The organism is Pseudactinotalea sp. HY160 (genome assembly GCF_009372055.1).
GTDB lineage: Bacteria > Actinomycetota > Actinomycetes > Actinomycetales > Beutenbergiaceae > HY158.
On record NZ_WHMT01000006.1, the window covers coordinates 62,645 to 75,747 of the forward strand.

The window sequence follows — 13,103 nt, forward strand, 5'->3', positions numbered from 1 at the left end:
CGCGGCTGCGGCGCCTCAGTCGTGCTCGCGGCCGGCGACCTTGCGTTGTCGCATCGTCTCGCGGGCCCGGGTGAACTCCTCGTCCGGGACGGGCTGGTCCTTGTCGTGCAGCGCCGAGTACACCGCCCACACGACCGCCACGAGGGGGATGACGATGACCGCGCCGAGGATGCCGGCCACGAGGGTTCCGGCCGTGACGGCGACCGCCACGACGACCGGGTGCAGCGACACCTGCCGGCCCATGACCAGCGGCTGGAGCACATGGCCCTCGAACTGGCCGATGAGCGCGATCCCGATGGTCACGATGATGGCCGAGACCCAGCCGTTGGCGGCGAGGGCGACGATGGCGGCGATGATCATCGCCGCCGGGGCGCCGACGAGGGGGATGAACGCGCCGATGAAGACGAGCACCGCGAGCGGCAGCGCGAGCGGAACGCCGACGATCGAGAGCAGGATCGCGGCGAGGATGCCGTCGGACAGGGCGATGATCACGGTGCCGCGGGCGTAACCGGAGAAGGTGTACCAGCCGGCCTCCGCGCCGAGGATCCAGCCGGGGCGGACCCGGGCGGGCAGCTGGTTGATGAACCAGTGCCACATCTCCGCGCCGCGGGCGAGGAAGAAGATGGTGACGAAGGTCGAGAGCGCGAGGGTGGCGAACACCTCGACGATCGACCCGGCGCTCGAGGCGGCCGAGGAGATGACATTCGACTGGTTCTGCTCGAACCACTGCAACGCCTCCTGCCGCCACTGGTCGAGCTGGTCGGGGGAGGTCCACCGCTGCAGCTGATCGTGTGGGAGCCCGAACCGGGAGAGCAGATTCTGCAGGCTCGTGGTCAGGTCGCCGATGCCGGAGGAGAACTGCTGCACGAGCCCCTCCCACTGCCCCGTGACCGAGACGACGACGTAGGTGATGAGCCCGCCCACGACGACGAGGCCGGAGAGGATCGCCGCCGCGGTCGCCAGCCCGCGCGGCATCACCTTCGCGTAGGTGTTGACCACCGGGCGCAGCACGGAGGCGACGACGAGCGAGAGGAACACGGCGATGAAGACCAGCTGGATCTTCGCCATCGCGTACACGAAGAGCACGACGAGCGCGACGACGGCGAGGATCCGCCACGAGATGCCGGCGGCCCTGCGCAGCCAGCGCGGGACGCCGTCGTCGATCGCCTCCCGGCTCTGGTAGCCCACCGGCAGCCGGGCCGAGCGCACCCGGGAGCCCCGATAGGCCGGCCGGGCCGAGGCGAGGACCCGGGAGGTCGGCTCGGACGGGCCCGGAGGATCCGAGGGCGCCTGTGGCACCGAGGGCGCCCGGCGGATCCGGCCCCGACCGAAGGACGGCAGCAGTCTCATGGGGGAAGTCTGCTACGCCCACCGCCCGCGCGCACGACGTTGGGCCGTGTGTCGACGGGTGCCGGCGGGTGCCGGCGGGTGTCGACGGGTGCCGACGGGTGCCGGGGGCGAGTCCTCAGGTCCCGGTGGGGTGGCGGGGAAGCCACCCCGGCGGCGGGGCGGCGTAGTCGTGCTGGCGCCAGGCCTCGTAGGCGGCCACGGCGGCGGCGTTGGAGAGGTTGAGCGAGCGGATCTGGGGAAGCATCGGAATCCGCACCGGCGCGGTGAGGCGCGGGTCGTCGAGCACGTGCGCGGGCAGCCCGGTCGGCTCCGTGCCGAAGAGCAGCGTGTCCCCCGGCTCGTAGGCCACGTCGGCGAACGAGGTGGCGGCGTGGCCCGTGAAGGCGAAGATCCGGCCACTGCCGTGCCGGGTCACGAAGTCCAGCGCCGTCTCGAGGTCGCGGTGCACGTACACCCGGGACAGGTCGTGGTAGTCGAGTCCCGCGCGCCGCAGGTGCGCATCGGTGAGCACGAAGCCCAGCGGCTCCACCAGGTGCAGCGCCGCCCCCGTGGCCGCCACCATCCGGATCGCATTGCCCGTGTTCGGCGGGATCTTCGGCTCGTGGAACATCAGATGGAACACAACGGATCATTGTGCCGTATCGGTGCCGTATCGGTTCCATATCCGTGGCAGGCGATCCGGCGACCGCCCCCGGCGCGGCCCGGCGACGCGTCATGATGGTCCGATGACGATGATCACCAACGCCATCTACGTCGACGGCGTCCGGGCGGCCGAGCCCAGCTCGCTCGAGCGCACGTTCGAGGAGCTGCGCCGGCGGGGAGGGGTGGCGTGGATCGCGCTCTACCGGCCGGACGAGCAGGAGATGCGCCAGGTCGCGGACGAGTTCTCGCTCCACGACCTCGCGGTGGAGGACACGGTCCGGGCGCACCAGCGATCCAAGCTGGAGCGGTACGACCGGACCGACTTCATCGTGCTCCGCCCGGCGATGATCGCCGCCGGCCGGGTCGAGGTGGGGGAGTTGCACCTGTTCGTCGGCCCGAATTTCGTGGTGAGCGTGCGCCACGCCGAGTCCCCCGACCTGGCCGGCGTGCGGGCCCGCCTCGAGGCCGACCCGACCGAGCTCGGGCTCGGCCCGACCGCGATCCTGTACGCCATCCTCGACCAGCTCGTCGACGACTACGCCCCCGTCGTGGCGCACCTGCTCGAGGCGATCGACGACGTCGAGGACGCCCTCTTCTCCGGCGACCGGGACGTGCCCCGACGCATCTACCAGCACATCCGCGACATCATCGCGCTGCAGCGGGCCGTGCACCCGCTCGTCGAGATCCTCGAGCAGCTGACCGGTCACGACGCGATGCAGTCGGCCACGGAGATCGAGAACGACCAGCTGCGTGCCCACCTGCGCGACGTCTTCGACCACGTGCTGCGCATCGCCGGTCAACTCGACTCCTACCGCGACATCCTCGCCTCCGGGCTGCAGCTGCACACGGCCCTCGTGAGCCAGCAGCAGAACGAGGAGATGGCCCGGATGACCGAGACGGCGCTGCGGCAGGGCGAGCAGACCAAGAAGGTCTCCGCCTGGGCGGCGATCCTGTTCACGCCGACCGTCGTCGCCGGCATCTACGGCATGAACTTCACGAACATGCCCGAACTGGACTGGTTCCTCGGCTACCCGTACGCGCTGGCGATCATGGTCGCGGCCGCGACGACCCTCTACGTCGTCTTCAAGCGGCAACGCTGGCTCTGATCCGTCTCACGCCGGTCCCCTCCGGCTCCGATCGTGTCCGCAACGTTACCGCGCAGCGCTGCGCGGTAGCGGCTGCTGCGTTATGTTCGACCCATGCCAGACGCAGATGTGAGCCCCGTCACCCCCGCGGCCGGCGGCCCGACCCACCGGGGCGAGCCGCTCGTCGTCCTCGACCGCGTGAACAAGCACTTCGGTGAGTTGCACGTGCTCCAGAACATCAACCTGACCGTGCACCGGGGAGAGGTGGTCGTGGTCATCGGGCCCTCGGGGTCCGGCAAGTCCACGCTCTGCCGGGCGATCAACCGGCTCGAGCCGATCGACGACGGATCGATCACCCTCGACGGCCAGGAGCTGCCCGAGGAGGGCAGGGCGCTCGCCCGGCTGCGCGCCGACGTGGGGATGGTGTTCCAGTCGTTCAACCTGTTCGCGCACAAGACGATCCTCGAGAACGTCACGCTCGGCCCGATCAAGGTCAAGCGGATGAAGAGCGCCGCGGCGAAGAAGCTCGCGATGGAGCTGCTCGAGCGCGTCGGCGTGGCGAATCAGGCCGAGAAGCTGCCGGCGCAGCTCTCCGGGGGGCAGCAGCAGCGCGTGGCCATCGCCCGCGCCCTCGCGATGCGACCGAAGGTGCTCCTCTTCGACGAGCCGACCTCGGCACTCGACCCCGAGATGGTCAACGAGGTGCTCGACGTCATGGTCGCCCTCGCGAAGGAGGGCATGACCATGGTCGTCGTGACCCACGAGATGGGCTTCGCGCACCGGGCGGCCGACCGGGTCGTGTTCATGTCCGATGGGCAGATCGTCGAGGAGAACGAGCCCGACGAGTTCTTCGCCCATCCCACGAGCGACCGGGCGAAGGACTTCCTCGGCAAGATCCTCACCCACTGACACCGACCCGTTTCCACCGTGACGAACGCGGCGGCCCACCCGCCGCCCACCATCGAAGGAGAGAATCACATGAAGCGACGACTTCCCGTCCTGGCCGCGCTCGCCGCGACCGGAGCCCTCATGCTCGCCGCCTGCGGGAGCGCCACCCCCGGTGAGGGCGGGGGCGACACCGGCGGTGAGAACACCGCGACCTCGACCGGCGACTCCGGTGACGAGGGGGGCGGTGACGGCATCCGCATCGGTATCAAGTTCGACCAGCCGGGCCTCGGCTTCAAGGACGGCGACACCTACACCGGCTTCGACGTCGACGTGGCCACCTACATCGCCGACAAGCTCGGCTTCTCGCCCGACCAGATCGAATGGGTCGAATCGGTCTCCGCCCAGCGCGAGACGATGCTCCAGAACGGCCAGGTCGACATGATCGTGGCCACCTACTCGATCACCCCCGAACGCGACGAGGTCGTGGACTTCGCCGGGCCGTACTTCATCGCCGGCCAGGACCTGCTCGTGCGCGCCGACGACGACTCCATCCAGGGCCCGGAGGATCTCAACGGCAAGAACCTGTGCTCGGTCTCCGGGTCGACCTCGGCCAAGCGGATCAAGGACGACTTCGCGGACCAGGTCCAGCTGATCGAGCAGCCCGGCTACTCGGAGTGCATCCAGTTCCTCAAGGGCGGCCAGGTCGATGCCGTGACCACGGACGACATCATCCTCGCCGGATTGGCCGCGGCCGACGGCAGCGGCACCATGAAGGTCGTCGGCAACCCGTTCTCCGACGAGAACTACGGGGTCGGCCTGCCCGAGGGATCCGACAAGTGCGAGCCGATCACCGAGGCGATCACCGAGATGATCGACGACGGCAGCTGGGAGAAGTTCATCCAGAAGAACACCGAGGGTGCCAACTACACCCCGAGTGACAAGAACCCGCCCACGCCCAAGCCCTGCGGCTCCTGAGTCGAGGTGGCGGGGCCGGTCGAGTGACCGGCCCCGCCCGCTCCGGCCCGTCGACGACGGGCCCTGATCCCGGCGACCGACGAAGGTGAGGCCCGCGTGAGCGAATTCCTCGACGTGCTCTCCGAGTACGACATCCTGGGGGCGTACTGGCTCAACATCCAGATGGCGATCTATGCCGGCATCGGCTCGATCGTCATCGGTGCTGTGCTCGCCCTCATGCGGATCTCACCGATCCGCTCCCTCCAGTGGGCGGGCAGCACGTACGTCACCCTCGTGCGGAACACGCCGCTGACGATCATCGTCGTGTTCGCCGTGCTCGTGCTCTGGCCCCAGCTCGGGGTGGAGTTCTCGAAGGACTTCCCCACGAACTTCTTCTGGCTCGCGACCCTCGCGCTCACGGTCTACCACGCGGCGTTCATGTGCGAGTCGTTCCGTTCGGGCGTCAACACCGTGCCGGTGGGGCAGGCGGAGGCGGCCCGGGCGATCGGCCTCGGTTTCCTGCCCGCAGCCCGGCTCGTCATCCTCCCGCAGGCCTTCCGCGGCTCGATCGCCCCGGTCGGCAACACGGTCATCGCGCTGATCAAGAACACGACCGTCGCCTCCGCGGCGTCCGTGGAGGAGATCTCCATCATCATGGGCGACATGATCCGTGACCACGGCAATTACGTCATGCCGATCTTCCTCACGATCGCGGCCGGGTTCGTGGTCATCGTCATCCCGGTCGGCCTCCTCATGACCTATCTCTCCCAGCGTCTGGCGGTGACCCGATGACCTCCCAGTCCGTTCTGTTCGACGCCCCCGGGCCGAGGGCGCGCCGCCGGCAGGTCTACGGCAACATCGTCGGCGCGCTCGTCGTGTTGGGCATCGGCGCCTACGTGATCTGGCAGCTCGCCGACCACGGGCAGTTCGCGGGCGAGCTGTGGGAGCCGATCTTCACCGCCCGGGCCTGGAGGTTCTACTTCCTGCCGGGGCTGCAGAACACCGTGATCGCGGCCCTCTACTCGGTCGTGCTCGCGCTCGTGTTCGGGATGCTCTTCGGCGTCGGGCGGCTCGCCGCCAACCGCGCGCTGCGGTGGGCCTGCGGGATCATCGTCGAGTTCTTCCGGGCGGTGCCCGTGCTCATCATGATGATCGCGGCCTGGTTCCTGCTGTCGGGCTTCGACGTCATCCCGTCGGAGTCCGCGCCCATGTACGCGGTGATTATCGGTCTCACCCTGTACAACGGGGCGGTCATCGCCGAGCTCGTGCGTTCCGGGGTCTTCGGGCTGCCGAAGGGGCAGCGGGAGGCGGGCCTGGCGATCGGGATGACCCGGGGCCAGTCGATCCGCTCGATCGAGCTGCCGCAGGCGCTGCTGGCGATGCTGCCGGCCCTCGTGAGCCAGTTCATCATCATCCTCAAGGACTCGGCCCTCGGCTACATCATCACCTACTCCGAGTTGCTGCGCGCGGCGCGCCTGCTCGGCAGCGACGCCCCCTACCCGATCCTGCAGACGATGTTCGTGGCCGCCGTCATCTTCATCGTCCTCAACTACGTGCTCTCGCGCATCGCGGAGGCGATCGCCGGCCGAATCGGTCGGCGCACGAGCGGCAAGTCCCGGGCCGCCGGGGCCGCGGTCGAGGGCAACGTGACCGCGCCCGCGCTCGGTGTCGGCGGCCGCGAGGAGGAGGAGCCGGGGCGCTGATCGCGTCTGGACGGCGCCCGCTCGCCCCGGTCGTCGACGTGGACTCCCGCTCGGGTCGCCGGGGCTCGTCGGCGGGCTGCGCGGATCGCGCGGGGAACTTCTTGCGTCGTGGCGACCAGGGATGTTCCCCGCTTGCGCCGGTGCGCCGTGCGCTCCACCGGCTGGGGAACTTCTTGTGTCGTGGCGACCAGGGATGTTCCCCGCTTGCGCCGGGGCGGGGTGCGCTCCACCGGCTGGGGAACTTTTTGTGTCGTGGCGACCCGGGATGTTCCCCACGCCGCGTGCGGAGCGCCAGGTCAGTCGGCCCGGGCGAGGCTCACGGCCTCGATCGTGAATCCGTCGCTCCAGGGCACGAGCACCCAGGGGATGAGCGGGGGCCGGGCCCGGCTCGTCACGTGCACCCGGGCGGTGCGCCCGTCCGGGGTCGTCGCCGAGACGACGCGAAGGTGCTCGAAGCGCGACGTCGTCGTGGCCGGTGCGCCGGCGAGGTAGTCCGCGACCGAGGCCGCGACGCTCGCATCACTCAGGGTGACCTCGGATCCCGGATCGTCGAAGTAGAGGTCCTCGTCGAGGGCGTCGGCGGCGTCGGCCGCCATCGAATCGGCCAGGTCGAACAGCTGCTTCCGTTCGAGGTAGATCGATGCGATCGACCCGAGCACCATGACGAGCGCGAGCACCACGACCCCGAGTGCGATCGAGAGCAGCAACACCTGACCCTCGTCGGAACCGGCCCGCCGCATGCTCACGGTCGCTCCCGGAATCGGTCGATGCCCGTGGTCGCGCTCGCCTCGATCCGCACGGACGACCTCGTCGCGTCGGCGACCACGTCGGGCAGCAGCGGCAGATCCACCGTGGCCGCCACGGCGACGTGGACATACGCCCCCGGGCTCAGGCACGGGTCGTCCGAGCAGGTGACGGCCACGGCGGCCTGCGGATCGACGTCGATGCCCTGGTCGGCGAAGGCCAACTCGACGGCCTGATGCATGGTGACCAGGGCGTCGTCCATACTCTCGGCCGCGGCGATGATCCGCCCGGCCTCGCGCGCGGCCCCCTCCGCGGCGAATGCGGCGGCCTCCACCCGGGCGAGGGTGAGCACGAGGTAGACCGTGGGCACGAGCAGCAGGAGGGTCACCCCGAGGAACTCCACGACCGCGCTGCCCGAATCCCCGCCCGCGGCCACCCGCGCCAGTCGTGCCCGGAGTCGGTCGAGGGGCCGGCCGGTCATTCGGCCACCGCCCGGCCGGAGACGTCGACGACCGCGGGGCCGAGCAGGCCGAACAGCGGCAGCGGGGCCCGCACGTGGATCACGACGGCCTGCCGGGCCGGGCCCGTCGACGGGTGCAGCGGCGTGTACTCGGCCCGGACGTCGGCGGCATAGGCCGCCGGCAGGGTGCCGGTGATGAGCTCGCGCGCGCGGCGGGCGCCGTCGTCCAGGCCGCTGCCGTACCGGGCCGCGTATCGGGCACCCTCGGCGGCGCTGTCGATGAGCACCGTGCGCACGTGCAGCGCCAGCGCGAGTTGCACCACGCCTACGCACAGCGTGATCACCAGGACGCTCACGAGCACGAAGTCGACGATCGCCGAGCCGGAGTCACTCCGGCGGTGCTCCGGGGCGGCGCCGGCGGGACTCATGCCCCCAGGATGCGGTCGATCGCCGTGTTGAAGACGTTCGTCAACGCCTCGCCCGCGAGCGCCCAGATGAGGATGACGAGTCCCGCCGTCATGACGACGATCATCACCCAGCCCGGGATGTCGCCCCGGTCCTCGCGCACGAGCCGCTGCCACGGTGCGGGTCGTGGCGCCCGGTGACGGCTCCGGTCGCCGCGCCGGAATAGTCGACGGGTCATCGTTGACTCCTCATGTGACACTCCTCGAGTCTGCCTGAGGATCCACGCTACGCGGCCGGGAGTCGAAATGGTGCCGGTTCGGGGGCCTTGTGGATACGGCGGGCGGAGGGAGTGCGGGCGGCTACTCCGAGCCGGTCGAGCCGGTCGAGCCGGTCGAGCCGCTCGAGCCGGTCGAGCCGCTCGAGTCCGCGGAGTCCCGGCCGGCGAGGCGGAGCCGGCGCCCGGCGTCGATGTCGGCCTGCAGCCTCCGGTCGCCCTTGAGGATCTTGGCGTCGTCGCGCACCGGCAATTGAATGTCCCGCTCCGCGGCGATCCCGGCCGCCAACTCGCGGGAGCGCTCGAGCTCGGCGTCGAACTCCGCCCCGAAGACCAGGGCGAGGTTCGTGATCCACAGCCACAGCAGGAAGATGATGAGGCCGGCGAACGCGCCATAGGTCGTGGCGTAGGAGGCGAAGTTCGCGAGGTAGAGCCCGAAGCCGACCGAGGCGACGATCCACACGACGATCGCGACCGCGGCCCCGGCGCTGATCCAGCGAAACCTCGGCTGCTTCACGTTCGGGGTGGCGTAGTACAGCAGGGCCACGATGATGAGCACGATCACGAGCACGATCGGCCACTTCGCAAAGCTCCACACGGTCACGACGGTCGAACTCAACCCGATCGCCTCCCCGATCGCGGCGGCCACGCCGCCGGAGAGCACGAGCATGAGCGCGGCGGCGACGACGAGCACGAGCACCGCGAGCGTCACGAGGAGCATGACCGGGCGCAGCTTCCAGACCGGCCGTCCCTCACGGACCCCGTAGACCCGGTTCACGGCGCGGCTGAACGCGGTGACGTAGGCGGAGGACGACCACAGGGCCGTGACCAGGCCGAAGATCAGGGCCAGTCCGGCGCCCGGAGCGGTCGCGAGCGATCCGATCACCGGCGCGATCGTCTCCGAGGCGGAGGATCCGAGGACCCGCTCGAGCACCGGCATGACCGTCTCGAGGGTCTGCTGGCGTTGCCCGAGAATGCCCAGGAGGGAGAGCGCGGCGATGAGGCCGGGGAAGACCGCCAGCACCGAATAGTAGGTGAGCGCGGCGGCCAGGTCGGTTCCCTGGTCGGACAGGAACCCGCGGACGGCGCGACCGGTGGCGTAGCGCCAGCCGGCGGGCGGGATCTCGGCCGGCGATCCGGAGGCGGTGCTGCGCTCGGAACTCGGCGTCGGATCGGTGTTCACAGGGCCTCCAGGTGATCGACGCTCGACTGCCACGCTCCTCGGTTCCCAGCCTACGTGCCCTGGTGGCGGGGGGACACGGTGTGGCACGGTTGACGGGAGGGTCGGAACGACAGAACGGACGACGCTGATGAGAAGGTCATGGGCGGACCAGCCGCCACGCATCAAGGTCCTCGTGTGCGCGCTCGCCGGGATCCAGCTCGGACTGCTCGGTGCGGCCCACTGGGACCTGTCCCACCGCGACGCGGCGCAGATCCGCGGCTCCAAGGGGAGATGGCGCGCGATCACGTTGATCAACTTCGTCGGCCCGATCTGGTACTTCGCGAGAGGTCGGCGCTGACGCGCCCCAGCCGATCACCCGTCCTCCCACCCGGGCCTTACCCGAGCGAGAGCACACTCAAGCCCGGGAACAGCGCGAAGAGCACGGTGATCGGGAGGATGAGGAAGACGACCGGGATCATCATGGCGACCTCCTTGCGGCCGGCCGCCTCCATGAGTTCCCGGTGCCCGATCACCCGGGCGTCCACGGCCTGGGACTGGAGCACCTCGGCCAGCGGCGTCCCGCGTTCGATGGCGGTGGCCACCCCGTCGGTGAACCGGGCGATCGCCGGCAGGTCGGTGCGCCCGGCCATCCGTTCGAGCGCCTCCGCCACTCCCCGGCCGGAGCGCACGTCGGCCAGGGTCCGGTCGATCTCCGCCGCGAGCACCCCCGAGGTCGTGGCGGCGAGTCGTTCGAGCGCCGCCAGGGGAGACTCACCGGCGCTGATCGCCAACGCCAGCAGCTCGGCGACCGTGGGGAACTCGGCCGCCATCGCCCGCTCCCGGTCGCGCACGGCGCGGGTGAGCAGGTGGTCGCGCAGGAGCGCCCCGGTCAGGGCGCACAGGAGCACGAGCACCGTGAGCGGCACGAGCCGCACCCCGCGGGTGGCACCGACGAGCAGAGCGAGGGCCAGGCCGCCGGCGAGCCCGCCGACCGCCCACAGCACCTGCTCGATCCGGAAGGCCTCGACGTTCGGCTCCGCGCCGGTGCGCACGAGCCGGCGCTCGATCGAACCCGACCGTGATCCGAGCCGTTCCAGCAGCCGTCCGATGTCGGTCAGCACCGGTGCGATGACCCGCTCGACGTACGGGAACGGGGTGGCCCGGGCGGCGAGCAGCGCGGAGGTGGCCGGAGCCTCCCGCAGGTAGGGGCCGACCCGGTCGATGAGCCGCGGCCGGCGTGCACTCACCCGCCAGGCCACGAGCGCGGCGCCCAATCCGAACAGCAACCCCACGACCGCGCCGGTCGCGCTCAGGCTCTCGGTCATCGCAGCACCCGCGCGTCCTCCGGCAGCCGGCCGATGCGGACCATGAGTGCGTAGGCCACGACGGTCACCGCGGCGCCGATGACGAGGACGACGACCCCTGCCGCGGTGTCGAACGCGCGGGCCGTCTCCCCCCTCGTGGCGAGCAGCGCGAGCACGATCCAGGGTGCGACGGCGGCCACGCGCGCACCGTTGACGGTCCAGGACTGGCGGGCGGCGAGTTCGGCCCGGGTGCGCAGGTCGTCGCGCAGGAACTGCGAGAGCGTGCGCAGCAGCCGGCCCAACTCGGTGCCGCCGACCTCCCTCGTGAGGCGGAGCGCCTCGATGATCCGATCTGCCACCGGGTCGGCGAGCCTGTCCTTGAGCAGGTCGAGGGAGTCCGAGAACCGGCCGGTGGCGCGATAGTCGGCGGCGAAGACGGCGAAGTCGGGCCGGAGTTCGGCCGGGCCCCGGTCGGCGAGCGCCAGCATCGCCTCGGGCAGCGACATGCCGGCGCGGATCGCGGAGAGCAGGTCGTCGACGACGTCCGGCCACAGCTCCCGGACCTCCCGGATGCGGCGCCGGGCCCGGAACTGCACGTAGCCCGCGGGAGCCGCGGCCGCCATGAGGGCGAAGGAGCACGAGACCGCGACCGAGCCGCTCAGGGCGAGCCCGCCGAGATAGACGACGAGCGCGAGCCCGATCGAGACGGCGGCGAGCGCCGTGGGGGTGACCTGATGCATGCCCGCCTGCGTGAGCCGGTCGTGTGCCCGCGCCCGCCAGGAGGACGGAGCGGACTCCTTCGGTGGCGGCGGATCCCAGCAGGACCACCAGATGCACACGAGGCCCGCGCCGAGCAGCAGGCCGGTCACCGTGCCCATGAGCGCTCCGGGGCGGGCTGGAGGAGATCGGCCAGGTCGTAGCCGAGCCGGTGGAACCGCTCCTCGTGCGGGGGCATGCCGTCGCCGCGCGCGAGTCGGCCCTCCCGCAGTTCGAACAGCGTGGCCGTCTCGATCACGGAGCCCTCGACGCGACCGGTGACGGCGAGGATCTCGCGGGTGCGGCGATGCCCGTCCCGATCGAGGTCGAGGTGCACGATGAGATCGATCGCGCTCGCGACCGTCGGCACGACGAACCGGTCGGAGATGTTCTCTCCGGCCAGCAGCGGCAGGGTGCACATCTTCACCAGGGCCTCCCGCGCGGAGTTCGCGTGCACGGTGGCCATGCCCGGGATGCCGCTGTTGAGCGCGATGAGCAGGTCGAGCGCCTCCGCCTCACGCACCTCCCCGATGATCAGCCGGTTCGGCCGCATCCGCAGGGCCTCCTTGACGAGCCGGCGCAGCGGGATCTCGCCGGTGCCCTCGAGGTTCGGCTGGCGGCACTGCATCGCCACGACGTCCCTGCCCGCGGGCCGCAGCTCGAACACCTCCTCGCACGTGATCACGTGCTCCCCGCCGGGGATCGCGCCGGCGAGGCTGTTCAGCGCCGTCGTCTTTCCGGCCTGGGTGGCGCCGGAGACGAGGATGCTCAGTCCGGCCGTGACGGAGGCCTCGAGGAAGGTCGCGGCCGCCGGGGTGAGGGAGCCGAGGTCGACGAGGTCGCGGATGTGGTCGGCGCGGGCGATGTACTTGCGGATGTTCACCGCCCAGTGCCGGCGGGTGACGTCGGGGATGACCACGTGGAGCCGCTCCCCGCCGGGCAGCGAGGCGTCGACGAACGGGGTGCTCAGGTCGAGGCGGCGCCCGGTGGAGCGCAGCATCCGTTCGACCAGGTCGTGCACCTGCCGCTCGGTGAGCAGCGTGGTGGTCAGTTCGGCCTTGCCGTGTCGGGCCACGAAGACCAGGCCGGGTTCGTTGATCCAGATCTCCTCGATCTCCGGGTCGTCGAGGTAGCGCTGGAGCGGCCCGAAGCCCACGACCACGTCGTGCAGGGCCTTGGCGGCCTCGGTGAGGTCGGGCAGCTGCGGAACGATCCCGCGCAGCGAGCGGGTCTCGTAGTCGGCGAGTGCCTCGGCGATGAGCTCGCGGGTCCGGGTGTCGTCGCGTGCCGGGTCGAGTCCGCGGCGACGGATGAGTTCGCGGACCTCGACTTCGAGCAACTGTGCGGCAGTGGACATGGTGAGCCTCGAGGCACCA

The 13,103-nt window shown here is 70.8% G+C and carries 16 protein-coding genes; 6 read left to right on the forward strand and 10 right to left on the reverse strand.

The features are described 5' to 3' along the window. Positions 1-15 precede the first annotated feature (15 nt). Together GCG21_RS07625 and GCG21_RS07630 are read right to left on the reverse strand one after the other, a co-directional pair. Positions 16-1,350 (reverse strand): AI-2E family transporter, encoded by a 1,335-nt coding sequence (locus GCG21_RS07625; protein WP_152818779.1) that lies wholly within the window; start codon positions 1,348-1,350, stop codon positions 16-18. 115 nt (positions 1,351-1,465) lie between these two features. Continuing rightward, the gene (locus GCG21_RS07630; protein ID WP_153877766.1) at positions 1,466-1,972 is read right to left on the reverse strand and encodes a tRNA (cytidine(34)-2'-O)-methyltransferase; all 507 of its coding nucleotides are present in this window, start codon (positions 1,970-1,972) and stop codon (positions 1,466-1,468) included. A 103-nt stretch (positions 1,973-2,075) separates the two neighbouring features. Between GCG21_RS07630 and GCG21_RS07635 the strand changes: the two genes are divergently transcribed. From GCG21_RS07635 to GCG21_RS07655, 5 genes are all read left to right on the forward strand, one after another. Next, positions 2,076-3,098, forward strand: a complete 1,023-nt coding sequence (locus tag GCG21_RS07635; protein ID WP_152818780.1) for a magnesium and cobalt transport protein CorA — start codon at positions 2,076-2,078, stop codon at positions 3,096-3,098. Positions 3,099-3,191: 93 nt separating this feature from the next. Then, a complete protein-coding gene (locus GCG21_RS07640; RefSeq protein ID WP_152818781.1) occupies positions 3,192-3,986 on the forward strand; it encodes an amino acid ABC transporter ATP-binding protein in 795 nt (264 codons plus the stop codon). A gap of 69 nt (positions 3,987-4,055) precedes the next feature. Next, positions 4,056-4,940: a glutamate ABC transporter substrate-binding protein gene (locus GCG21_RS07645; protein WP_152818782.1), complete on the forward strand. Its 885-nt coding sequence runs from the start codon at positions 4,056-4,058 to the stop codon at positions 4,938-4,940. Positions 4,941-5,036: 96 nt separating this feature from the next. Further along, entirely contained in the window at positions 5,037-5,711 is a 675-nt protein-coding gene (locus tag GCG21_RS07650) for an amino acid ABC transporter permease (RefSeq protein ID WP_153877768.1), read from the forward strand. After that, positions 5,708-6,622 (forward strand): amino acid ABC transporter permease, encoded by a 915-nt coding sequence (locus GCG21_RS07655; RefSeq protein ID WP_152818783.1) that lies wholly within the window; start codon positions 5,708-5,710, stop codon positions 6,620-6,622. Before GCG21_RS07650 ends, GCG21_RS07655 begins: the two co-directional genes overlap by 4 nt. A gap of 296 nt (positions 6,623-6,918) precedes the next feature. On the opposite strand, the gene GCG21_RS07660 is transcribed toward GCG21_RS07655, so the two are convergent. The 5 genes from GCG21_RS07660 to GCG21_RS07680 all read right to left on the reverse strand — a co-directional run bounded on the left by GCG21_RS07660 (position 6,919) and on the right by GCG21_RS07680 (position 9,688). Then, a complete protein-coding gene (locus tag GCG21_RS07660; RefSeq protein WP_152818784.1) occupies positions 6,919-7,368 on the reverse strand; it encodes a hypothetical protein in 450 nt (149 codons plus the stop codon). Further along, on the reverse strand, positions 7,365-7,847 hold the full coding sequence (locus tag GCG21_RS07665) for a pilus assembly protein (protein ID WP_152818785.1): 483 nt from the start codon (positions 7,845-7,847) through the stop codon (positions 7,365-7,367). Before GCG21_RS07665 ends, GCG21_RS07660 begins: the two co-directional genes overlap by 4 nt. Further along, a complete protein-coding gene (locus tag GCG21_RS07670) occupies positions 7,844-8,254 on the reverse strand; it encodes a TadE/TadG family type IV pilus assembly protein (RefSeq protein WP_152818786.1) in 411 nt (136 codons plus the stop codon). Before GCG21_RS07670 ends, GCG21_RS07665 begins: the two co-directional genes overlap by 4 nt. Continuing rightward, positions 8,251-8,469 (reverse strand): hypothetical protein, encoded by a 219-nt coding sequence (locus tag GCG21_RS07675; protein WP_152818787.1) that lies wholly within the window; start codon positions 8,467-8,469, stop codon positions 8,251-8,253. Before GCG21_RS07675 ends, GCG21_RS07670 begins: the two co-directional genes overlap by 4 nt. A 121-nt stretch (positions 8,470-8,590) precedes the next feature. Further along, positions 8,591-9,688: a YihY/virulence factor BrkB family protein gene (locus tag GCG21_RS07680; RefSeq protein WP_194164992.1), complete on the reverse strand. Its 1,098-nt coding sequence runs from the start codon at positions 9,686-9,688 to the stop codon at positions 8,591-8,593. A 127-nt stretch (positions 9,689-9,815) separates the two neighbouring features. Between GCG21_RS07680 and GCG21_RS07685 the strand changes: the two genes are divergently transcribed. Beyond that, positions 9,816-10,025, forward strand: a complete 210-nt coding sequence (locus GCG21_RS07685; protein WP_152818789.1) for a hypothetical protein — start codon at positions 9,816-9,818, stop codon at positions 10,023-10,025. A 37-nt stretch (positions 10,026-10,062) separates the two neighbouring features. On the opposite strand, the gene GCG21_RS07690 is transcribed toward GCG21_RS07685, so the two are convergent. The 3 genes from GCG21_RS07690 to GCG21_RS07700 are packed head-to-tail and all read right to left on the reverse strand — an operon-like array spanning position 10,063 to position 13,084. After that, positions 10,063-10,992, reverse strand: a complete 930-nt coding sequence (locus GCG21_RS07690; protein WP_152818790.1) for a type II secretion system F family protein — start codon at positions 10,990-10,992, stop codon at positions 10,063-10,065. Further along, complete coding sequence (locus GCG21_RS07695) at positions 10,989-11,849, reverse strand: type II secretion system F family protein (protein WP_152818791.1); 861 nt, start codon at positions 11,847-11,849, stop codon at positions 10,989-10,991. Before GCG21_RS07695 ends, GCG21_RS07690 begins: the two co-directional genes overlap by 4 nt. Next, positions 11,837-13,084 (reverse strand): CpaF family protein, encoded by a 1,248-nt coding sequence (locus GCG21_RS07700; protein WP_152818793.1) that lies wholly within the window; start codon positions 13,082-13,084, stop codon positions 11,837-11,839. The genes GCG21_RS07695 and GCG21_RS07700 overlap by 13 nt, the downstream gene beginning before the upstream one ends. Positions 13,085-13,103 lie beyond the last annotated feature (19 nt).

Bases quoted from the DNA above. Each gene is read 5' to 3' on its own strand.
- GCG21_RS07665 (WP_152818785.1), bottom strand. From the start codon at position 7,847: ATGACCGGCCGGCCCCTCGACCGACTCCGGGCACGACTGGCGCGGGTG.
- GCG21_RS07700 (WP_152818793.1), bottom strand. From the start codon at position 13,084: ATGTCCACTGCCGCACAGTTGCTCGAAGTCGAGGTCCGCGAACTCATC.
- GCG21_RS07640 (WP_152818781.1), top strand. From the start codon at position 3,192: ATGCCAGACGCAGATGTGAGCCCCGTCACCCCCGCGGCCGGCGGCCCG.
- GCG21_RS07675 (WP_152818787.1), bottom strand. From the start codon at position 8,469: ATGACCCGTCGACTATTCCGGCGCGGCGACCGGAGCCGTCACCGGGCG.
- GCG21_RS07670 (WP_152818786.1), bottom strand. From the start codon at position 8,254: ATGAGTCCCGCCGGCGCCGCCCCGGAGCACCGCCGGAGTGACTCCGGC.
- GCG21_RS07645 (WP_152818782.1), top strand. From the start codon at position 4,056: ATGAAGCGACGACTTCCCGTCCTGGCCGCGCTCGCCGCGACCGGAGCC.
- GCG21_RS07635 (WP_152818780.1), top strand. From the start codon at position 2,076: ATGACGATGATCACCAACGCCATCTACGTCGACGGCGTCCGGGCGGCC.
- GCG21_RS07685 (WP_152818789.1), top strand. From the start codon at position 9,816: ATGAGAAGGTCATGGGCGGACCAGCCGCCACGCATCAAGGTCCTCGTG.
- GCG21_RS07695 (WP_152818791.1), bottom strand. From the start codon at position 11,849: ATGGGCACGGTGACCGGCCTGCTGCTCGGCGCGGGCCTCGTGTGCATC.
- GCG21_RS07625 (WP_152818779.1), bottom strand. From the start codon at position 1,350: ATGAGACTGCTGCCGTCCTTCGGTCGGGGCCGGATCCGCCGGGCGCCC.
- GCG21_RS07655 (WP_152818783.1), top strand. From the start codon at position 5,708: ATGACCTCCCAGTCCGTTCTGTTCGACGCCCCCGGGCCGAGGGCGCGC.
- GCG21_RS07690 (WP_152818790.1), bottom strand. From the start codon at position 10,992: ATGACCGAGAGCCTGAGCGCGACCGGCGCGGTCGTGGGGTTGCTGTTC.